The sequence below is a fragment of the Kocuria oceani genome, assembly GCF_029524215.1.
GTDB classification, from domain to species: Bacteria; Actinomycetota; Actinomycetes; order Actinomycetales; family Micrococcaceae; genus Kocuria; species Kocuria oceani.
Genome location: NZ_JARAMH010000012.1, coordinates 39,133 through 59,927 on the forward strand (window position 1 = coordinate 39,133; position 20,795 = coordinate 59,927).

Annotated in this window: 21 protein-coding genes; 16 read left to right on the forward strand and 5 right to left on the reverse strand. The window is 75.0% G+C overall.

The window, feature by feature from the left end; genetic code table 11:
• Positions 1 to 128: 128 nt before the first annotated feature.
• Both PU704_RS13190 and PU704_RS13195 read left to right on the forward strand, forming a co-directional pair.
• On the forward strand, positions 129 to 1,301 hold the full coding sequence (locus tag PU704_RS13190) for a type III polyketide synthase (protein ID WP_277551670.1): 1,173 nt from the start codon (positions 129 to 131) through the stop codon (positions 1,299 to 1,301).
• Positions 1,302 to 1,311: 10 nt separating this feature from the next.
• A complete protein-coding gene (locus PU704_RS13195; protein ID WP_277551672.1) occupies positions 1,312 to 2,538 on the forward strand; it encodes an NAD(P)/FAD-dependent oxidoreductase in 1,227 nt (408 codons plus the stop codon).
• A gap of 35 nt (positions 2,539 to 2,573) precedes the next feature.
• Here the strand turns inward: PU704_RS13195 and PU704_RS13200 are convergent, their stop codons facing one another.
• The 4 genes from PU704_RS13200 to PU704_RS13215 form a co-directional block, all read right to left on the reverse strand.
• Positions 2,574 to 3,326, reverse strand: a complete 753-nt coding sequence (locus PU704_RS13200) for a GAF and ANTAR domain-containing protein (protein WP_277551673.1) — start codon at positions 3,324 to 3,326, stop codon at positions 2,574 to 2,576.
• Between the two features lie 138 nt (positions 3,327 to 3,464).
• Positions 3,465 to 4,688 (reverse strand): aminotransferase-like domain-containing protein, encoded by a 1,224-nt coding sequence (locus PU704_RS13205; RefSeq protein WP_047801653.1) that lies wholly within the window; start codon positions 4,686 to 4,688, stop codon positions 3,465 to 3,467.
• Positions 4,685 to 5,746 (reverse strand): agmatinase, encoded by a 1,062-nt coding sequence (gene speB, locus PU704_RS13210; protein WP_047801652.1) that lies wholly within the window; start codon positions 5,744 to 5,746, stop codon positions 4,685 to 4,687. Before speB ends, PU704_RS13205 begins: the two co-directional genes overlap by 4 nt.
• Positions 5,747 to 5,816: 70 nt before the next feature.
• Positions 5,817 to 6,383, reverse strand: a complete 567-nt coding sequence (locus tag PU704_RS13215) for a helix-turn-helix domain-containing protein (RefSeq protein ID WP_277551674.1) — start codon at positions 6,381 to 6,383, stop codon at positions 5,817 to 5,819.
• 166 nt (positions 6,384 to 6,549) lie between these two features.
• Here PU704_RS13215 and PU704_RS13220 point away from each other — a divergent pair, with 166 nt between their 5' ends.
• From PU704_RS13220 to PU704_RS13270, 11 genes are all read left to right on the forward strand, one after another.
• Complete coding sequence (locus PU704_RS13220; RefSeq protein ID WP_047801650.1) at positions 6,550 to 8,043, forward strand: sodium:solute symporter family protein; 1,494 nt, start codon at positions 6,550 to 6,552, stop codon at positions 8,041 to 8,043.
• Entirely contained in the window at positions 8,040 to 9,623 is a 1,584-nt protein-coding gene (locus PU704_RS13225) for a thiamine pyrophosphate-binding protein (protein ID WP_277551675.1), read from the forward strand. Before PU704_RS13220 ends, PU704_RS13225 begins: the two co-directional genes overlap by 4 nt.
• Before the next feature lie 193 nt (positions 9,624 to 9,816).
• On the forward strand, positions 9,817 to 10,359 hold the full coding sequence (locus tag PU704_RS13230) for a hypothetical protein (RefSeq protein ID WP_047801648.1): 543 nt from the start codon (positions 9,817 to 9,819) through the stop codon (positions 10,357 to 10,359).
• 223 nt (positions 10,360 to 10,582) lie between these two features.
• On the forward strand, positions 10,583 to 10,885 hold the full coding sequence (locus PU704_RS13235) for an urease subunit gamma (protein WP_047801647.1): 303 nt from the start codon (positions 10,583 to 10,585) through the stop codon (positions 10,883 to 10,885).
• Between the two features lie 25 nt (positions 10,886 to 10,910).
• Complete coding sequence (locus PU704_RS13240) at positions 10,911 to 11,255, forward strand: urease subunit beta (RefSeq protein ID WP_047801646.1); 345 nt, start codon at positions 10,911 to 10,913, stop codon at positions 11,253 to 11,255.
• Positions 11,252 to 12,964, forward strand: a complete 1,713-nt coding sequence (ureC, locus tag PU704_RS13245) for an urease subunit alpha (protein WP_277551676.1) — start codon at positions 11,252 to 11,254, stop codon at positions 12,962 to 12,964. Before PU704_RS13240 ends, ureC begins: the two co-directional genes overlap by 4 nt.
• Before the next feature lie 64 nt (positions 12,965 to 13,028).
• The gene (locus tag PU704_RS13250; protein WP_277551677.1) at positions 13,029 to 13,517 is read left to right on the forward strand and encodes an urease accessory protein UreE; all 489 of its coding nucleotides are present in this window, start codon (positions 13,029 to 13,031) and stop codon (positions 13,515 to 13,517) included.
• Complete coding sequence (locus PU704_RS13255) at positions 13,498 to 14,211, forward strand: urease accessory protein UreF (RefSeq protein ID WP_277551678.1); 714 nt, start codon at positions 13,498 to 13,500, stop codon at positions 14,209 to 14,211. The genes PU704_RS13250 and PU704_RS13255 overlap by 20 nt, the downstream gene beginning before the upstream one ends.
• Positions 14,212 to 14,301: 90 nt before the next feature.
• Complete coding sequence (gene ureG, locus PU704_RS13260) at positions 14,302 to 14,955, forward strand: urease accessory protein UreG (protein ID WP_047801642.1); 654 nt, start codon at positions 14,302 to 14,304, stop codon at positions 14,953 to 14,955.
• A 131-nt stretch (positions 14,956 to 15,086) separates the two neighbouring features.
• A complete protein-coding gene (locus tag PU704_RS13265; protein WP_255396231.1) occupies positions 15,087 to 15,863 on the forward strand; it encodes an urease accessory protein UreD in 777 nt (258 codons plus the stop codon).
• 119 nt (positions 15,864 to 15,982) lie between these two features.
• On the forward strand, positions 15,983 to 16,222 hold the full coding sequence (locus PU704_RS13270; protein WP_047801641.1) for a hypothetical protein: 240 nt from the start codon (positions 15,983 to 15,985) through the stop codon (positions 16,220 to 16,222).
• A 90-nt stretch (positions 16,223 to 16,312) separates the two neighbouring features.
• Here the strand turns inward: PU704_RS13270 and PU704_RS13275 are convergent, their stop codons facing one another.
• On the reverse strand, positions 16,313 to 17,347 hold the full coding sequence (locus PU704_RS13275) for a DUF1990 family protein (RefSeq protein WP_277551679.1): 1,035 nt from the start codon (positions 17,345 to 17,347) through the stop codon (positions 16,313 to 16,315).
• A 256-nt stretch (positions 17,348 to 17,603) separates the two neighbouring features.
• On the opposite strand from PU704_RS13275, the gene PU704_RS13280 reads away from it, so the two are divergent.
• Genes PU704_RS13280 through PU704_RS13290 form a run of 3 tightly spaced genes read left to right on the forward strand, consistent with a single transcriptional unit; the run spans position 17,604 to position 20,661 of the window.
• Positions 17,604 to 19,019, forward strand: coding sequence for a sensor histidine kinase (locus PU704_RS13280; RefSeq protein ID WP_255396230.1), 1,416 nt, complete (start codon positions 17,604 to 17,606; stop codon positions 19,017 to 19,019).
• Positions 19,019 to 19,723, forward strand: coding sequence for a response regulator transcription factor (locus PU704_RS13285; RefSeq protein ID WP_047801640.1), 705 nt, complete (start codon positions 19,019 to 19,021; stop codon positions 19,721 to 19,723). Before PU704_RS13280 ends, PU704_RS13285 begins: the two co-directional genes overlap by 1 nt.
• Complete coding sequence (locus tag PU704_RS13290) at positions 19,720 to 20,661, forward strand: DUF4097 family beta strand repeat-containing protein (RefSeq protein WP_277551680.1); 942 nt, start codon at positions 19,720 to 19,722, stop codon at positions 20,659 to 20,661. Before PU704_RS13285 ends, PU704_RS13290 begins: the two co-directional genes overlap by 4 nt.
• Positions 20,662 to 20,795: the final 134 nt, after the last annotated feature.

Consider the following 20,795-nt stretch of genomic DNA (forward strand, 5'->3'; position numbering starts at 1 on the left):
GGGCGGGTCCGCGGACCGCGGCCCCGCCCGGCCGCCCGTCCGCTCCCGGGCGGGTCCTGCACGTCCTCCCCGCATGCTCCGCGCGTCCTCCGTGGCGGCTGTCGGTGTCAGCACGGATACTGGACGGGATGACGCCCGCACTCCTGTCCCTCGGCACGGCCCTTCCGCCGCACGTGCTCGAGCAGACCGACGCCCAGGACCTCTACCAGGCCCAGCCCGGCACCGACCGGCTCAACGCCCGGCTGCTGCGCACGGTGTTCGGCGCCTCCGGGGTCGCGCGCCGGCACACCGTGCTCTCCGAGCTGGTCGACCACGACGCCCGGGAGGACTCGCCCTACATCACCGGCGACGGCCGGTTCCGGGCACCGCTCACCGGTGCCCGCAACCGCACCTACATGGAGGAGGCCCCCGGCCTGTTCGCCGCGGCCGCCCGGGACGCGCTCGCCCGCTGCCCCGCGGTCGACCCCACATCCATCACCGATGTGGTCACCGTCTCCTGCACCGGCTTCTTCGCCCCCGGACCCGACTACCACCTGGTGCGGGACCTCGGGCTCAACCCCGCCACGCGCCGGTCGCACATCGGCTTCATGGGCTGCCACGGCGGGCTGATCGGGCTGCGGCAGGCGGCGGCCATCGCCACCGCGGACCCGGACGCGGTGGTGCTGCTCGTGGCCGTGGAGCTGTGCACGCTGCACCTGCGCCCGGCCCGGGACGCGGACGCCATCCGGGGCGCCGCCCTCTTCGCCGACGGCGCGGCCGCCGCCCTGATCGGCTCGCGGGTCCCGGACGGGTGCGCGCCCCTGCTGCAGCTCGACCGGTTCCGCACCCTCGTCATCCCCGACGGCGAGCAGGCGATGGCGTGGACCATCGGCGACTCCGGGTTCGAGATGATCCTCGGCGCGGCCGTGCCGCAGGTGCTGGAGGACAACATCCACGCCGCCCTGGAGGCCCTGCTGGAGGGACCAGAGGGTGCCGTGGACCGCGCCAGCATCACCGACTGGGCCCTCCACCCGGGCGGCCGGGGCATCCTCGACAAGCTCGAGCACACGCTGGACCTGGCCCCCGAGGCGCTGCGCGAGTCCCGGGACGTGCTGGCCACCCGCGGGAACATGAGCAGCGTGACCGTCCTGCACGTCCTGCGCCAGGTGATCGACGAGGCCCCGCCGGGCGAGGACCGCACCGTGTGCGCCCTGGCCTTCGGCCCCGGGCTGACCGTGGAGTCGGCGCTGTTCACGATCCCCGCCCGCCCCGCGGCACCCGCCGCGCACGCCCACTCGGCCACGGCCGTCCCGACCCCCTAGGAGGCTCCTCGTGGACCATGACGTGATCGTCGTCGGCGCCGGGCTGTCCGGCCTGCAGTGCGCCCGCCTGCTCGAGCAGCACGGCCTGGACGTCGCGGTCCTCGAGGCCTCCGACGGGGTCGGGGGCCGCGTGCGCACCGACCTGGTCGACGGCTTCCGCTGCGACCGCGGCTTCCAGGTGCTCAACCCCGCCTACACCGAGCTGCGGCGCAGCGTGGAGGTCGCGGCCCTGGGCCTGCAGCCCTTCGACGCGGCGGCCGGGATCCCCCACGGGGACGGGATCGACGTCCTGGCCGACCCGCGGCGGGTCCCCCGCCGCCTGGTGGAGACCCTGCGCAGCCCCTGCGTGGAGCTGCGGCGGCTGCCGGCGCTGCTGGCCTGGCTCGCCCCCGGCCTGGACCCCGGCGCGCGGCGGCAGGAGGAGCACGACCGGCCGTGGCACGAGGCCCTGGACCGCGCCGGGGTGCGCGGTCCGCTGCGGGACCTGGTGCTCGAGCCCTTCCTGGCCGGGGTGATCCTGGAGGACGAGGGCCGCACCTCCGCCGCCTTCGTGCGGGAGCTGGTGGGCTGGTTCCTGCTCGGCACCCCGGGCCTGCCGGCCGGCGGGATGGGTGCGCTGCCGGAGTGGATCCACGACGGGCTGCGCGCGCCCGCCGTCCTGGACACCCGTGTCCGGGCCCTGGAGCGCACCGGCACCGGCTGGTCCGTGGGCGCCGGGGACGGCACCTGGCGGGCGCCCTCCGTGGTCGTGGCCACGGAGGCCCCGGCCGCGGCCGGGCTGCTGGACCTGCCGGCGACCCCGATGAAGGGCGAGGCCACGTGGTGGTTCGCCGCGGAGTCCGCCCCCTCGGAGCTGGCGTGCCTGGTCCTGCCCGGGCGCACCGGCGGGCCCCTCGTCGACACCGCCGTGGTGAGCAACGCGGCCCCCAGCTACACCCCGGACGGCCGGGCCCTCGTCCAGGCCAGCGCCCTCCTCCCGCGCGGCGCCGCACTGCCCGCGGAGGCCGACGTGCGGCGCCAGCTGGGCCGGATCTGGGGGGCGGACGCCTCCGCCTGGGAGCTGCTCACCGTGCACGAGATCCGCGACGCCCTGCCCGAGCAGCCTCCCGGGCGCGTCGTCGACCGCCCCGCCGCGCTCGGCGACGGCCTCTACGTGTGCGGTGACCACCGCACCACCGGGTCGACGCAGGGCGCCCTGGCCTCCGGGCGCCGGGCCGCGGAGGCGGTACTCGCCTGAGCCCGGGGGCACCCCGGGCCGGCCGGGCGCGCCGGTCAGGCCGAGCCGGACGGAGGCCGGCGGGGCAGGGAGAGCTCCCCCGTCCGCACGACCTCGGCGGCGATCTCGCTCATCTTGCGGTTGGTGTCCTGGCTGGCCAGCCGCAGCAGCTCCTGGGCCTGCTCGCGGGTCACCCGGTGCCGGGCCATGAGGATGCCGATCGCCGTCCCGATCTCCCGGTTGGTGCGCAGGGCCGTCTCCAGGTGGGCGGCCCGCCGGTGGGAGACCGCCACGGAGATGCCCAGGCCCGCGTGCGTGGCGAGCAGCGTCCCGGCCCACACCGCGTGCTCGTCGAAGGCGTCCGGCGCGTCCGAGTAGAGGTTCAGCGAGGCGATCAGCTCCGGGTCCCCGATCAGCCGCAGCCGGTGGGACAGGACGCTGGTCACGCCGACCTCGCGGACGACCCGGGGCCCGTAGCCGAGCCAGCGGTCGTCGTGGGCGAGGTTGCCCGAGACGAGGACGCTCTCGTCCAGGACCGCGTCGACGCACGGGCCCGATCGCAGGTCGTACTGCAGGGCGTCGGCGGCGGCGGCCTCGGGGCCGGTGTGGCCCAGCGTCCGGAAGCTGCCCTGCTGCATGACGGTGACGCTGGCCCAGCGTGCGCCGTCCACCCACTCCACCGCGCACCGGACGACCGCGTCGACCAGCGAGTCGGCGGGGCTGGCCTCCAGCCTCTCGCCCAGGCGTGTCAGGGCCTGGGCGACCTCGCCCAGCTCGGGGAGGTCGGTGCGGGGGCGGGGAAGGATCACAGCGGCTCCGAGGCGTCGCCCCCGGCGGAGGATGCCCCGGGGTGGTGGAAGCCTCGCTGCTGAAGCTGCGGACCAGTCTAGCCGGGCGCGGGCGGGTCCCGCCCCGGTGCGTGCCGCACCGGGGCGGGACGCGGGGCCTCAGCCCCGCAGCATCTCGCCGACCCGCCGGACCCCCTCGGCGATCTCCGCCTCCGGGGTCGCCGAGTAGGCCAGGCGCAGGCTCGTGGTGGGGCGTCCGTCGGCGTAGCAGGCGCCGCCGGGCACCAGCACCACGCCGTGGTCGACGGCCCGCCGCAGCAGGTCGCCGTCCCCGGTCCACGGCCCGAGGTCCAGCCAGGTGAAGAAGCCCCCGGCCGGCCGCGTCCAGCGCACGCCCTCCGGCATGTGCGCCTCCAGGGCCTCCATCATGGCGGCGCAGCGGGAGCGGTAGAGCGCCACGGCCCGGTCCAGGGACGGCCGCCAGTGCTCGCTGTCCACGTACGCGGCCGCGAGCTCCTGGCTGAGCACGGAGGGGTGGATCGTGACGGCCTCGGCCGCGATCTGCAGCCGCCCCCGCACCGCCGGCGGGGCCGCGATCCAGCCCACCCGCAGCCCCGGGGAGAAGATCTTCGAGAAGCTGCCCAGGTGGATCACGGTGTCCGGGGCCAGGGAGTACAGGGACGGCAGCCGGTGGGCGCGGTCGAAGCCGAGCAGCCCGTAGGGGTCGTCCTCCAGGACGAGCACGCCGCGCTCGGCGCACACGTCCACGAGCCGGCGGCGCCGCTCCTCGGGGGTCGTCACGCCCGTGGGGTTGGAGAAGTTCGGGACCGTGTAGACGAACTTCACGGTGCGGCCGGCGGCCCGCAGCGCGTCGAGCCGCTCGGCCACCGCCTCGGGGTCCAGCCCGTCGTCGTCGACGTCCACGTGCTCGACGTCGACCTCGTAGCTGCCGAACACCCCCAGGGCGCCCACGTAGGTGGGGCCCTCGGCGACCACCACGTCCCCCGGGTCGCAGTACAGCTTGGTCACCAGGTCCAGGCCGGCCTGGGAGCCGGCGGTGATCTGGATCCGGTCCGGGGCGATCTCGGCGCCCTCCAGGCCCATGAGCTCCACGACCAGCTCCGGCAGCCGCCCGATGCCGGCCCCGGAGCCGTACTGCAGCACCTCGGGCCCGCGCTCGGCGAGGATCCGGGCGGCCATGCCGGCGACCACCTCGTGCGGGAGCGCGCTCATGTCCGGGTTGCCGCCGGCCAGGGAGATCATCCCGGGCTGCATCGCGATCTCGAACACCGCCCGGACCGGGGACGGGCGGAACTCCTCGGCGCGGTGGGCGAAGAGGGGCACGGAGCCCGTGCGGCGGGTCGCGGCCGCGCCGCCGGTCACCGCTGCCCCTGCCCGGCCTCCGGCGCGGCGGCCCCGTAGACGTGCCCGGCCAGCCCGTACGCGGGCCCGTCGGGGGCCGCGCCGGGGCCCATGGCGAGCAGGGTGATCAGCTCGTAGGCCACGTGCGCGGCCGCCACCCCGGTGAGCTCCGCGTGGTCGTAGGCGGGGGCCACCTCGACGACGTCGCAGCCCACCACGTTCGTGCCGCGCAGCCCGCGCAGGATCTCCAGCACCTCCCGGCTGGTCATCCCGCCGGCCTCCGGGGTGCCGGTGCCGGGGGCGTGGGCCGGGTCCAGGACGTCGATGTCCAGGGAGACGTAGAGCGGGCGGTCGCCGACGCGCTCCCGCAGGTGCGCGACGACGGCGTCCACGCCCAGCCGCATGACGTCGGCGGAGGAGACGATGCCGAAGCCGAAGCGGGCGTCGTCGTCGAGGTCCTCGGTGCCGTAGAGGGGCCCGCGGGTGCCCACGTGGCAGGCGGCGTCGGTGTCGAGCAGGCCCTCCTCCCAGGCGCGGCGGAATGGGGTGCCGTGGGTGTACTCGGCACCGAAGTAGGTGTCCCAGGTGTCCAGGTGCGCGTCGAAGTGCAGCAGGGCCACCTTGCCGTGGCGGGAGTGGGCCGCGCGCAGCAGGGGCAGGGCGATGGTGTGGTCGCCGCCGATGGCCACGAGCTGGGTGCGTTCGCCCATCAGCTCCTTGGCCTGGGCCTCGATGGCGTCGATCGCCTCGCCGATGTCGAACGGGTTCGCCACGATGTCCCCGGCGTCGGCGACCTGCTTGCCGGCGAACGGTGAGACGTTCTGCGCCGGGTTGTACGGGCGCAGCAGGCGGGAGGACTCCCGGACGTGGTTGGCGCCGAAGCGGGCGCCGGGCCGGTAGGAGACCCCGGCGTCGAAGGGCACGCCGACCACGGCGATGTCCGTGTGCTCCACCTCGTCGGTGCGCGGCAGGCGGGCGAAGGTGCCCAGCCCGGCCCAGCGGGGGGTGAGGGCGGCGTTGACGGGACCGACGACGCGGGTGCCGTCGTCGCCGGTGGTGGTGATGCGCTCGGGGTTCATGGTGTGCGGTCCTCTCGACGGGGGATGGTGGACGGGCGGGCGGAACGGGTGGGCGGAACGGGCGGGGCGCTCAGGAGCCGAGGATCCACAGCAGCACGGCCTCCTCGGGGCCGGGGTTCTCCCAGGTGTGGGGCTCGGTGCCGGGGAAGCTCACGGTGTCCCCGGCCTCGAGCTCGTAGGTGCGGTCCGGGACCATGAGCCGGAACCGGCCGCTGATCAGGTGCAGCACCTCGGTCTCGCAGTCCATGCTGTACATCGACTCCTCGCCGCGGCCCCCGGCGGCCACCCGCGCCCGGATGACCTGCACCGTGCGCTGGCCCGTGGGCGTGACGAGCTGCTCCTCGATGCCCTGGCCGCCGAGGTCCACGTGCGGGGCGTCGGCGAGCCGGACGAGCTCGACGTCGACGGGGCCGGCGAAGACCGCTCCCACGTCGATGCGCAGCACCTGGCACATGCGCACCAGCGAGTCCACGGAGGGGGACGTGATGTCCCGCTCCACCCGGCTGACGAACCCCTTGGTGAGGCCGGCGGCGGAGGCGAGCTGGTCGATGGTCATGTGGTTGCGCAGCCGGTGGTTGCGCAGGCGCGACCCCACGGCGGCGGAGTGGCCGGTGCTCTCGATGGGCAGGGCTTTCACGGCGACGGCTCCTCGCTCACGGACGGTCTTACCAGGGCGTAACACCCCGGACCCGTTCTCAAAACATGATCTGCATCATACTATGTGAGACAACTTTTGTTTCTCATTGAGAAACTTGCCGATCGACCGCGGAAGTCCCTCGGGCTTCCAGGAAGAAGTGACACCCATGAATGTGCTGATCATCGTGCTGTACCTGGTCGCCATGGTGGCGGTGGGCCTCTGGGCCAGCCGGCGTGCCAAGAACGCTGAGGACTACCGGGTGGCCGGGAGACGGCTCGGCCCCGGCTTCTACACCGGCACCATGGCGGCCGTGGTCCTCGGCGGCGCCTCCACGGTCGGCGGAGTGGGCCTGGGCTACACCTACGGGATCTCCGGCATGTGGCTCGTGGTGGCGATCGCCACGGGCCTGGCCGCGCTGAGCCTGTTCTTCGCCGGGCGCATCCAGTCGCTGAAGGTGTTCACCGTCTCCCAGATGCTGCAGCTGCGCTACGGGGAGCGCGGCGGGGCCAAGGCGTCGTCGTTCGTGATGCTGGCCTACACGGTGATGCTCTCGGTGACCTCCACCTCCGCGTACGCGGCGATCTTCTCGGTCCTGCTCCCCCTCGACCGCACCTGGGCGATCCTGCTCGGCGGCGTGGTCGTGGTGGCGTACTCCGTGCTCGGCGGGATGTGGTCGATCACGCTGACGGACATGATGCAGTTCGTGTTCATGACGGTCGGGCTGTTCCTGATCCTGCTGCCCTTCTCCCTCTCCGCCGCGGGCGGCTGGACCGGGCTGGGCGAGCGGCTCGACGCGTCGTTCTTCACCTGGGGCGGCATGGGCACGCAGGCGATCATCACCCAGTTCGTGGTCTACGGGTTCGGCATGCTCATCGGCCAGGACATCTGGCAGCGCGTCTTCACCGCCCGCTCCCCGCGGGTCGCCCGCTGGGGCGGGCTCACCTCCGCCGCCTACGTGGCGCTCTACGGCGTGGCCGGTGCCGTCATCGGGATGACCGCCGCGGCCGTGGCCCCGGAGCTGTCCTCCCCCGACGACGCCTTCGCCACGATGGCCCAGCAGTACGTCCCGGCCGGGCTGGGCGGGATCGTGCTGGCCGCCGGTGTGGCCGCCATGATGTCCACGGCCTCGGGGGCGCTCATCGCCGCGGCCACGGTCGCGCGGGTCGACGTCGTGCCGACCCTGAAGTCCCTGGGCCGGCGCGACGCCGCCCCGGCCCCGGAGGGCACCGCCGAGGCGCTGCGCGGCGACCGGCTCTACGTCCTCGTCTTCGGCGTGGTGATCACCGCGATCTCGATCTTCGTGTCCGACACCGTCACCGCCCTCACGATCGCCTACGACATCCTGGTGGGCGGGCTGCTCGTCGCGATCCTCGGCGGCCTGGTGTGGCGCCGGGGCACCGGCCTCGGGGCCGCCCTGTCCATGCTCGTGGGCTCCGTGGTGACCGTCGCGTCCATGGCGGTCTTCGGCGTGCTGGCCAACGCGCCCATCTACCTGGGCCTGCTCAGCTCCGCCCTCGTCTACGTGGTGGTCTCGCTGCTGACCCGCCCCACGCACACCGGGGTGCTGCAGCACTGGGACGAGCGCATCGCCGCGTCCCGCCGGGCCCCCGGCACCGAGGACCCCACCGGCACCGCCGGCCGGACGGAGGCCCGCTCGTGAGCCCCCGGCGCACCACGGCCCGCGCCGTGCTGGAGACCCTCCGCGGCTACGGGGTCGACACCGTCTTCGGCATCCCCGGCACCCACTCGCTGGAGTTCTACCGTCCGCTGCGGGAGCTGGGCATCCGCGCGGTCACCACCCGCCACGAGCAGGGGGCGGCCTACGGGGCCGACGGGTGGAGCCAGATCTCCGGGCTGCCGGGGGTCGTCATCACGACCTCCGGCCCGGGGCTGCTCAACTCCCTGTCCGGGGCGGCCACCGCCTACGCCGAGTCCCGCCCGATGATCGTCCTCTCCCCCGGACGGCCCGTGGGCCACGACTTCCGGGACATCGGCTCGCTGCACGAGACGAAGAACCCGTCCGCGGCCGTCGACGCCATCGTGGGCCGCAGCCGCCGGGTCACCAGCGGCGCCGAGGCCGTGACCATGGTCCACGACGCCTTCCGGGACTTCGCCCACTCCCGGCCCCGCCCCGTGCACATCGAGATCCCGCTCGACGTGCTGGAGGCCGAGCTCGACTACACGGACCGGCAGGTGGCCCCGCGCCGGCTGGGCGCCCCGCAGCCGGCCCCGATCGACGACGTGCGCCGTGCCGCCGAGGTGCTGCGCGGGGCGGCCACCCCCGTCATCCTGGCCGGCGGCGGCTCGCTGGCCGCCGGGGAGCGGCTGCTGGAGCTCGCCGAGCTGCTCGAGGCGCCGGTGATCACCACGACCAACGGCAAGGGCGCGATCCCGGAGCGGCACCGCCTCTCCCTGGGCGCCGACCTGCGCCTGTCCACCGCGCACGAGTTCCTGCGCGCGGCCGACGCCCTGCTCGTGATCGGCTCCAAGGTCGGCGAGGCCGAGCTGTGGGGCGGGGACATCACCCCGGCCGGGCCGATCGTGCGCGTGGACATCGTGCGGGACCAGATGCTGTGCAACCTCGACCCGGACATCGAGCTGCCCGGCCACTCCGCGGCCGTGGTCCCGCAGCTGATCGAGGCGCTCGGCCCGCTCGAGCCGCGGCCCCCGCGGGACCTCGCCGACGTGTTCGCCCGGCTCGACGACGAGGGCCGCCGCACCGCGCCCGAGCTCGCGGCGCTCAACGAGACGATCATGTCCGTGGTGCCCGAGGACACGATCGTGGGCGGGGACTCCTCCCAGGTCACCTATCTGGGCTCGACCACGTTCTTCCGCGCCCGGCACCCGCGCTCCCTGCTCTACATGGGGACCTACGCGACCCTGGGCTACGGGCTGCCGGCCTCGATCGGGGCCAAGCTCGCCGCTCCGGACCGGCCGGTGCTGTGCCTCGTGGGCGACGGCGCGCTGATGTTCTCGATCCAGGAGCTGATGACCGCCGTGGAGCTGGGCCTGGACCTGCCGATCGTCTGCGTGGACAACGGCGGCTACGGCGAGATCCGGCAGAACATGACCGACCGGGACATCGACCCGCTGGCCGTGGACCTGCGCCAGCCCGACTGGCCGGCGCTCGCCGAGGCCTTCGGCGCCGTGGGGTTCACGGCGACGCAGGAGACCCTGGCCGAGACGGTCGTCGAGGCGCTCGCGGTGCGCGGCCCCAGCCTGGTGCACCTGCGCCTCTGAGCCGGCGCGGCCGGTGCGTCACGCGCGGGTCACGGTTGCCGCAGAAGGCTCCCCGAGGGTTCGTGGAAGTCCCCCGGAATCGGCCGTCGCGGCTTGTGAGCGCGCCAACAGCCTGCTTACGGTGGAGGGGCACGACCCGGGGACGCACACCGCACGTCGACCCTGGGACCAGGCCGACACCAGGAGGCTCATCGTGAACACGCATCAACGCACCACCACCCGCAGGGCCGCGGCCAGTGTGCTCGCCGTCGCCGCACTGGGACTCGCCGGCTGCGGCAACGGCGAGTCCGAGACGGGCACCGACATCGAGGACGTCCAGGAGAGCGAGGTCCTGGAGTCCTCGCCGGCCCCGCAGGAGGCCGGGGAGACGCCGGCGGACACCATCGCTCCCTACAGCGGCGCCTACAACCGGGACTTCTACGACGACCAGGCGCTGTACGAGGGCCAGGAGGTGACCCTCACCGGCGAGGTCGAGGACGTCGTCTCACCGAACGCGCTGCAGCTCTCGGACCCGAACGACGTCGAGCTGGGCTCCCTGCTCGTGCTGCACGACGCCGATCTGCCGGAGCTCCAGGACGGCGCCCTGGTCGAGGTGACCGGCACCCTGCAGGCCTCGCTGGACGTGGCCGCCGCCGAGGAGGACCTCGGCGCCGACCTCGGGGACGAGCTCGCCGACATGGAGGGCGAGTCCTACGTCCGGGCGACCGAGGTGACCGTGACGCAGCAGGAGGAGTGAGGACCCGGCAGGCCGCACTGCCGCACCGAGGGGCCGGGTGGTCCCGGAGCACGCACCGTGCTCCGGGACCACCCGGCCCCTCGTCGTGAGGCGGCACGGGAGGACTCCTGCGCGGCCCGGGCGGCGCCCGCCACGTCGTCGAAACACGGCGGGCACGCGCACGTAACACGGGGACCCTAGCGTGACGACTGTCCCTGAACGTCCGCCGTCCCCGAGGAGAGCCGTGCACCTGACACCCCGGGAGCAGGAGAAGCTGCTCGTCGTCGTGGCCGGTGACCTCGCGCGCCGCCGCCGGGACCGCGGGCTGCGGCTCAACCACCCCGAGGCCGTCGCCCTGATCACCGCCGAGCTGCTGGAGGGCGCCCGGGACGGGCGGACCGTGGCCGAGCTGATGTCCTGGGGCTCCACGATCCTCGCCCGCGAGGACGTCATGGAGGGCGTGCCGGAGATGATCTCCTCCGTCCAGGTGGAGGCGACGTTCCCCGACGGCACGAAGCTCGTCACCGTCCACGACCCCATCCGCTGACCCGCCCGGCCCCGAAGGAGCGCCCGTGATCCCCGGAGAGTACGTCCTGCGGCCCGAGCCCGTGCTGATCAACGCCGACCGGCCCACCACGGAGGTGGACGTGGTCAACCGCGGCGACCGCCCGGTGCAGGTGGGCTCGCACTTCCACTTCGCCGAGGCCAATCCCGGGCTCGAGTTCGACCGCGCCGCGGCCCGGGGCTTCCGCCTCGACGTCCCCGCCGGCACGGCCGTGCGCTTCGAGCCCGGCGACCGCAAGCGGGTGCGCCTGGTGGCCCTGGCCGGGCGCCGTGAGGTGCACGGCCTCGCCAACCGGGTCGACGGCCCCCTCGACCGCCCCGCCGGCGCCGCGTCCGGGCAGGAGCAGCCATGAGCCACGAGATGTCCCGCGCCCAGTACACCAGCCTCTACGGCCCCACCACCGGGGACCTGGTGCGCCTGGCGGACACCGAGCTGTTCCTCGAGGTCGAGCGCGACCTCACGGTCCCCGGCGACGAGGTGGTCTTCGGCGGCGGCAAGGTGATCCGGGACGGCATGGGCCACAACGGCCGGCTCACCCGGGACGACGGCGTGGTGGACACCGTGATCACCAACGCGGTGGTCCTGGACGCCTCCGGGATCTACAAGGCGGACGTGGGCCTGCGCGACGGGCGCATCAGCGCGATCGGCAAGGCCGGCAACCCGGACATCATGGACGGCGTGGACGTCCTCATCGGCGCCTCCACCGAGGTGATCGCCGGTGAGGGCCGGATCCTCACCGCCGGCGGGATCGACTCGCACATCCACTTCATCGGGGCCGACCAGATCGGCACCGCTCTGTCCTCCGGGATCACCACGATGTTCGGCGGCGGCACCGGGCCCGCTGAGGGCTCCAACGCCACCACGATCACCCCCGGGGCGTGGCACCTCGCCGGGATGTTCCGGGCCCTGGACGACTACCCCATGAACTTCGGGCTGCTCGGCAAGGGCCACGCCTCCGCCCCGGAGCCGCTCGCCGAGCAGATCCGGGCCGGGGCCGTGGGCCTGAAGATCCACGAGGACTGGGGCGCCACCACCGCGGCGATCGACACGGCCCTGGCCGTGGCCGACGCCTTCGACGTGCAGGTGGCCATCCACACCGACACGCTCAACGAGTGCGGCTTCCTCGAGGACACGGTGGCCGCCATCGCGGGCCGGGTGATCCACACCTTCCACACCGAGGGCGCCGGCGGCGGGCACGCCCCGGACATCATCCGCATCGCCTCGCTGCCCCACGTGCTGCCGTCCTCCACCAATCCGACGCTGCCCTACACCCGCAACACGGCCGAGGAGCACCTGGACATGCTCATGGTCTGCCACCACCTCAACCCGGACATCCCCGAGGACGTCGCCTTCGCCGACTCCCGGATCCGGCCCGAGACGATCGCCGCGGAGGACGTCCTGCACGACCTCGGGGTGTTCTCCATGACCTCCTCGGACTCCCAGGCCATGGGCCGTGTGGGCGAGGTGGTGCTGCGCACCTGGCAGCTCGCCGACCAGATGAAGCGGCGCACCGGCCCCCTGCCCGGGGAGACCGGCCGCGGGGACAACGCGCGGCTGAGGCGCTACGTGGCCAAGTACACGATCAACCCGGCGCTCGCGCACGGGATCGCCGACGTCGTGGGGTCGGTGGAGACCGGCAAGTTCGCGGACCTGGTGCTGTGGGACCCCGTGTTCTTCGGGGTGAAGCCGCACCTCGTGCTCAAGGGCGGTCAGATCGTGCACTCCCTCATGGGAGATCCCAACGCCTCCATCCCCACCCCGCAGCCGCAGCTGATGCGCGACGCCTTCGGGGCCCGGGGCACCGCCCCGCACGCCAACTCCATCACCTTCATGTCCCGCGCCGCCGTCGAGGCGGGCGTCGGCGAGCGCCTGGGCCTGCGCAAGCGGGTGCTGCCGGTGGGCGGGATCCGGGGACTGACCAAGCAGGACATGCGGCACAACGACGCCACCCCGCGGATCGAGGTGGACCCGCAGACCTACGAGGTCCGGGTCGACGGCGAGCTCGTCACCTGCGAGCCCGCCGAGGAGCTGGCCATGGCCCAGCGCTACTTCCTCTTCTGACCGGCCCGCCGGCCGCCCCGCACTTCCCCGCACTTCCCCGTACTCCCCGAGAGGACCTGCACCCGTGATCGTCGAAGCCGTCCTCGGCAACCTGGCCGAGCTCACCGAGCAGGAGCGCGCCGGCCTGCACCTGGAGCGGGTCGCCCTCGCCGGGCCCGAGCTGCGCAAGCGCGTCCAGCGGGTCGTGACCGACCACGGCACCGAGCTCGGCCTGCGCCTGGCCGAGCGCCGGGAGCTCAAGGACGGGGACATCCTGCACCGGGAGGGCAGCAACGCAGTGGTGGTCTCGACCCTGCCCACCGACGTCCTGGTCGTGGCGCCGGCGACGATCGAGCAGATGGGCCGCGTGGCGCACGCGCTGGGCAACCGGCACCTGCCCGCCCAGTTCCTCGGCCCCGCCACCGAGGTCGCGGAGCTGCCGGGGCACGACGGCCTCATGGTGCTCCAGTACGACCACACGGCCGAGACCTACCTGCAGGAGGCCGGGGTGCGCTTCGCGCGCGTCGAACGGCAGATGGAGGTCCCGTTCCGCCATGCCGAGCACACCCACTGATCCCGCCGCCCCCGCTGCCGCTGCGGGGATGCTGGCCGTGCTGCAGCTGTGCGACTCCGCGCTGCCCACCGGCGCCTTCGCCCACTCCCTGGGCCTGGAGACCTATCTCGACGACGGCACCGTGGGCGACGAGCCCGGCTTCCTCGCCTGGGTGCGGCACTGCCTGCACCACCAGGTGGTGCCCGCCGAGGGCTGGGCCGTGCGGGCCGTCGCCACGGCGGAGGACGACGACGCCGTGTGGCGCGCCGACGAGCTGCTCACCGCCCAGGCCCTGCCCGTCCAGGTGCGGGACGCCGCGTCCGCGATGGGCCGGCGGATGACCGAGATCGGCGCGGAGAACTTCCCCTCCCCCCGGCTGCTGGCCTACGCGGACCGGCAGCGCGCCGGGACCAGCCGGGGCAGTCCCGCGGTGGCCTTCGCCCTCGTGGGCGCCGGTCTCGGCGTCGCCTGGGAGCAGCTGGCCGGCGCGTACCTCTTCTCGACCGCCACCTCGCTGACCCAGAACGCCGTGCGCGGGATCCCCCTCGGCCAGACCGCGGGCCAGCGGGTCCTGCGCGCCCTGCACGAGGACGTGGCCCGCGGGGTCGAGCGGATCGGGCGCATGTCCGAGGAGGAGGTCGGGGCGACCGGCCCCGGCCTGGAGATCGCCCAGATGCGCCACGCCTGGCAGCGGGCCCGGATGTTCATGTCCTGACCGGCCGACCGGACCGGCGCCCCGCCACACGACCGCACCGAATGCACCGACCGCACCGACCGCACCGACCGCACCGACCCAGGAGTTCCCATGACCACCGTTCCCTCCGCCCCCACCACCCCGACCGGCCGCGGGCCCGTGCGCATCGGCGTGGGCGGGCCCGTGGGCGCCGGCAAGACGCAGCTCGTGGAGCGGGTCACCCGGGCGCTGATCGACGAGGTCTCGATGGCCGCGATCACCAACGACATCTACACGATCGAGGACGCCAAGATCCTGGCCCGCAACGGGGTGCTGCCCCTGGACCGGATCGTGGGCATCGAGACCGGCGGCTGCCCGCACACCGCCATCCGTGAGGACACCTCGATGAACGAGGCCGCGATCGAGAAGCTGTGCGCCGAGCACCCGGACCTGCAGCTCGTGTTCGTCGAGTCCGGCGGGGACAACCTCTCGGCCACGTTCAGCCCCGAGCTGGTCGACTTCTCGATCTACGTCATCGACGTGGCCCAGGGCGAGAAGATCCCGCGCAAGGCCGGGCAGGGCATGATCCGGGCGGACCTGTTCGTGATCAACAAGATCGACCTCGCCCCGCACGTCGGGGCGGACCTGGAGGTCATGGCCGCGGACTCGGCGGTGTTCCGCGGGGACCGGCCGTTCTGCTTCACCAATCTCCGCACGGACGAGGGCCTCGAGCGGATCCTCGCATGGATCCGGCACGACGTGCTGATGCTGGACATGGCCCGGTGACCGCGGCCGCGCCCACGGCCCCCGCGGCCGGTCCCGGACGCGTGCCGGGACCTGGGCCGGACCCCGGGCCGGGGGCTCCCGCCCCGACCGGGCGGCTCGCGCTGGTCCTCGCGCCCCGCGGGGGGCGCACCGTGGCCGTCCGCCAGTTCCACGCCGGGGCCCTGCGGGTGCTGCGCCCGCACCGCCTGGACGGGTCGGGGCAGCCGTGCTTCGTCGTCGTCAATCCCGGCGGCGGCTACCTCGGCGGGGACCGCTACGAGCTCGACATCGCGGTGGAGGCCGCCGGCACCGCCCTGGTCACCACCCAGTCGGCGACCAAGGTGTACCGCAGCCCGGCCGCCCCGGCCCGCCAGGACGTGCGGCTCACGCTCGGCCCCGGGGCGGTGCTCGAGTACCTGCCGGACCAGCTGATCGCCTACGAGGACGCCGACTACGTGCAGTCCACGACCGTGTCGATGGACCCCTCGGCCTGTCTCGTGGCGAGCGAGGTCGTCACCCCCGGGTGGGCGCCGGACGGGACGGTCTTCCGCTACCGCGGCGTGGCCCTGCGCACCGAGGTGGTGATGGACGGGACCACGGTGGTGCTCGACAACCTCCGCCTGCGCCCCGCCGAGGACGCCGTGGCCGGGCTCGGCTTCCTGGAGGGCCGCACGCACCTGGGCTCCCTGCTGGTGGTGGACCCGCGGGTGGACCGCGCCCTGGTCGAACAGGTCCACGAGCTGCTCGCCGCCGCCGAGCGGCGGCTGCCGCTGCTGCGCTGCGGGGTCTCCGAGCTGCCGGTGCCGGGGCTCGTGGTCCGCGCCCTGGGACCGGGCTCCGCGGAGCTGACAGAACTGCTGCTGGACGTCTCCGCGCTGCTGCGGAGCCGGTGGACCGGACAGGGGCGCGTGGCGCTGCGCAAGTACTGAGGACGGGACCCGCCCGCCGTCCGGGAGAGGACATCCGATCTCAACCGCCCGGTAACGCCACGGCCACATCCGGGGCCGAGGATGGGAGGGTCCCGCCGCACGACCCGGAAGGGGGGCCCATGACCGCGCCCAGCCCCACCACTGCGCCCGCCCGCTGGATCCTGGGCCTGTCCCGGGTGGCGCCCGGCGACCGGATCGAGGTGTGGGAGCACCGGAAGCTGCGCTGCACCGGCACCGTGAGCCAGGTGGCACCCCACCTGGGGGTGCTCTGGCTGCTGGAGGACCGCACCGGGATCCCGCGCCTGGCCACCCTCCGGGACCACCGCCTGCGCCGCTGCCCGCTGCGTCCCGCCGCCTGAGCCGGTCCACCGGAGCCCCGGGACCCCGCGACACCCGGGCCCGCGCACCGGGCGCGGTTCGTGCCCGGTGCGCCGTGTGCCCGGGAACCGTCAGAGCAGAGCGCGCAGGTAGCGCTGGGTGACCCGTTCCTGCGCCCACCGGGCCGGCGCAGCCCCCGCCCGGGCCCACCACGCGGCAGGGCGGGAGAACGCGGTGATGCTCAGCACCACCGTGCCATCCGGGCGCAGGTCCAGGCAGAACAGCTCCTCGCCCCGCTCCGGGTGGCCCTCCAGCGTGCCGTAGGCGAAGCCCTGCCGCCGGGGCTCGTCGAGCACGCGCACGACCTCGCACGGCGCCTCAAGCCGCAGGGGCCCCCGTCCCAGGCGCAGCACCACCCGGGTGCCGAGGGCGGCCCGCGCGGCCGTGGGCCGCACCTCGAAGCCCGCGGACCGGTGCATCTCCCAGCCCATCAGCCGCTCGGCGGCCGCCCGGAACGCGGCCTCCCCGGCGCCGACGGCGCGGGAGCGCACCAGGTGGTCGTAGCCGGCCGGCAGCGCACCGGCGGTCGCCCCGACCTCGGGGTAGGTGAGCCGGCGCTGCTCCAGCGGCGGCCCCCGCCGGCGCCCTCCGCGCGGTGCCGGCCCGCGACGGGTCGCTCCGGGACCGTCCGGGTGGCCCCGGGGCCGCTCCCCCGGCCACCGGGCACGGACTCCGTCCTCGGCCGGCGTCCCGCCGGCGGCACGTCGCCGGGGGCCGGGGCCCGGCTCGTCGTGGGCGCCGTCGTCGGCGGGGCAGGTCGCGTCCATGCCCTCAGTCTCCCGGATCCGCCGGCACCGCCGCCGGTCCCGGCCCGGCGAGCCGCCCGTCGGCCTCCTCCCCGCGCCGCAGCGGGGCGGCGGTGGCCGGGGTCGGACGGCCTTGCCCGGGTTCAGGGTGCTGTGCGGGTCGAAGGCGCGCTTGATGCGGTGCTGGAGGTCGCGCGGGACCTCCCCGACCTCGGCGGTGAACCGGTCGCGCTGGAGCAGTCCGACACCGTGCTCACCGGTCAGGGCGCCGCCGAGACCCCGGGCGAGCCCGACCATCCGGCCGAGGGCGTCCTTCGGCGCGCCCCGGGTGATGGACTCGTGCTCGGCGACGACGATCACCGGGTGCAGGGTGCAGGGTGCCGTCGGCGGCGTGGGCCACCGTGCAGATGTCGACGCCGGTGTCCGGCGCGATCTGCCGGATGCCGGTGACGATCCCGGCCAGTCGTTGGCGAGGTCGATGGCGCCCAGGGTCGGCCCGTCCACGAGTTCCGGGACCGACGGGGCGGCCCGGGCCGCGACGGTGCGGAAAACCCCACCCGTAACAGGTGGAGAACGTCGCAGTCGGGAGGAGCCCGCCGACCGTAGCGTGAGAGCCATGAGCACACCGCACGAGACCCGGCCCCTGCCGCCCGCACCGTGGAGCGGCACCGGGCACCCCTCCGATCCCGGGACGGCGGACGACGGCGCCGCCCACCGCGCCGCCTCCGGCTCCCGGCCCGCCGTCCCCGGCGGCGGCACCGGCGCCCGCGAGTGGGGGCCGTGGTCCGCCAAGACCCTCTTCTTCGGCGGCACCGACCTGGTGGTCGACGCCGCCCTGGGCACCCTGTGGCTGACCGCCCTCGTGTCCCTGGTCACCGCGGGCCTCGCCTCGCTCGCCGCCCTCGTGGGCGTGGTGCTGCTGGTGGCCGCGATCTACGCCGTCCGCGGCATCGAGTGGGTGGAGCGCCGCCGGACGCAGGCGGCGTTCGGGCTGCACCTGCCGGCCCCGCACCGGCGCCGCTCCCCGCGCGCCGACGGGTGGCGGATCCTGCACCAGTGGTGGCTGGACGTCTCCGACCCCGCGTTCTGGACCGGCCTGCTGCACCTGCTCCTGACCACGGCCCTGGGCTGGGTGGCGGTCGGCACCCTCGCCGGCACCGGCGCCGCCGTGGCGCTGGCACTGGCCCCCCTCTACGCCGCGGAGTCCAACCCGGTCTGGCCGTCCGAGCTGGTCGGCACGTGGCCGGACTGGGCCGTGGCGCTGGCCGGGATCACGCTCGCGCTGCTCGGGGTGCTCCTGCTCGTGCTGGCCGTGGCCGCCCACCGGGGCCTGTCCCGGCTGCTGCTGCGCGTGGACGAGGCGGCGGAGCTGCGCCGGCGGGCCGCCGAGGCCGCGGCGGCCCGGGAGACCGCCGTGCGCGGAGCGCGGACCGAGCGCTCCCGGATCGAGCGCGACCTGCACGACGGCGTGCAGCCGCAGCTGGTGTCCGTGGCCATGAACCTGTCGATGGCCCAGCGGCGGATCGACCACGACCCCGCCGGGGCCAAGGACCTCATCGGCGAGGCGCACGCCACGACGAAGGCCGCGATCACGGAGCTGCGCCGCCTGGCGCGGGGCTTCCACCCGGCCGTGCTGGAGGACCGGGGGCTGGACGCGGCCCTGTCCGCCGTGGCCGCCCAGTCGCCCGTGCCGGTCGCCGTGGACGTGCGCGTGCCCCGCCTGGCCCCCGAGACCGAGGCCGCCGTGTACTTCGCGGTCTCCGAGGGCCTGGCCAACGTCGTCAAGCACGCCGGGGCGGACGCCGCCTCGGTCCGGGTCGGGCTCGAGTCCGACCCCGCCGGGGGCACCCGGGTGGTCGCCCGGATCGCCGACGACGGCCGGGGCGGCGCCGTGCTGGTCCCCGGCGGCGGGCTGTCCGGGATCGCGGACCGGATCCGCTCCGCGGGCGGGCACTTCTTCCTCGACTCGCCCGCGGGCGGGCCGACCGAGCTGACCGTCGAGCTGCCGGTCGCCCGGGGGGAGGGAGCCTGATGCGCATCGTCATCGCCGAGGACGCCGTCCTCCTGCGCGCGGGCCTGGTCCGCCTGCTCACCGAGGCCGGGCACGAGGTGGTCGCCGACGTGGACACCGCGGAGGGCCTGCTGAAGGCCGTCGAGCAGCACGAGCCGGACTTCGCCCTGGTGGACGTGCGGCTGCCCCCGACCTTCACGGACGAGGGGATCCGCGCCGCCGTCCTCGTCCGCTCCCAGCACCCGCGGATCGCGGTGCTCGTGCTCTCCCAGTACGTCGAGGAGCGCTACGCCGCGGAGCTGATCGCCTCCCGCCGGGACGGGCTGGGCTACCTGCTCAAGGACCGGGTGGCCGACGTCGACCAGTTCCTCGAGTCCGTGGGAACGGTCGGCGCCGGCGGCACCGTCCTGGACCCGGAGGTGGTCTCCCAGCTGCTGGTGCGCTCGCGGCACCGGCAGGACCTGGAGCTGCTCTCCCCGCGGGAGCACGAGGTGCTCGGGCTGATGGCCCAGGGCCTGTCCAACGCCTCGATCGCCGCGAACCTGTTCCTCACCGAGTCCTCGGTGGAGAAGCACATCCGGTCCGTGTTCACCAAGCTCGGCCTCGCGCACGAGGACGGCGGCAACCGCCGCGTCCGCGCGGTCCTGCGCTACCTCGGCTACCCCGACCCCGGGCCCGGCCACCCCTCGTCCGCCCACCCGTCCCATCAGGAGTTCCGGCCATGAGCACCCACCCCGAGCACGCCGTCCCCGGCCAGCCCGCCGCCCCCGGCACCGCCCACGACCCCCTGCAGGGCCCCCCGCAGCGCCCCGCCCCGGACACCGTCGGGCAGAGCGAGCGCGCCGCCTGGCTCGTGCCCACCGCCGTGCTCGGCGGCCTGGGCGCCCTGCTGCTGCTCGGCGGCGGCGGGGCGGCCATGGCCGCGTCGCTGTCGATCGAGGAGCGGCGGGTGGACACGACCGTGACCGCGCCCGTGGACACCGTGGCGATCGACGGCCGCTCCGCCGTGATCGAGGTCGTGACCGCCGACGTGCCCGATCTGCGGGTCGAGGCCGTGTACGCCGGCATCGGCCTGGACCGGGCGCCCGAGCCGCTGGTCCGGGACGGGCGGCTGACCGTGGCGGCTCCCCCGTCCGGCTCCTGGTTCGGCACCGGCGGCGGGATGCAGGTGCGGGTCACGGTCCCGGCCGACGACGACCCCGTGGACCTGCGGCTCTCCGGCGACGCCGGCACCCTCTCCGCCCGGGGCGACTTCGGCGACGTCCGGCTCGACACCGAGGCCGGCGTGGTGCAGATGGGCGGCAGCGCCCGGAGCCTGTGGGCGGCCTCGGAGGTGGGCACCGTCCTGGTCGACGGCGCCCGGGTGCGCGAGGACGTGGACGTGCACACGGAGGTGGGGGCCACCGAGGTGCGGATCCTCGGCGACGCCCCGCGACGGGTCGCGATCACCACCGGCGCGGGCGCGATCGAGGCCTCGGTCCCGGACGCCGAGTGGTGGACCCCCGCGGTGGCCGGCGCCGGCGAGCGCGGCCCCGAGGAGCTGACGGCGGCGACGGTCTGTGCCACGGCCCCCGAGGACCGCCCGTGCCTGTACGTCTCCTCGGAGGTGGGCGCGGCGGAGGTCACCTCCGGGGGCCGTTCCCTGCGCCCGGCCGCCGGGTAGACTGGGTACGTTCGTCCGGGTCGGGCGCACCGGGAGGGGGGACGGTGCGCACAGTCTTCGAGGACACCCGTGAACCCCCTGAACTCCCTTCCCGCCCCCGTGGGCACGACCTCCGAGGCCCCGGTCGACCACCC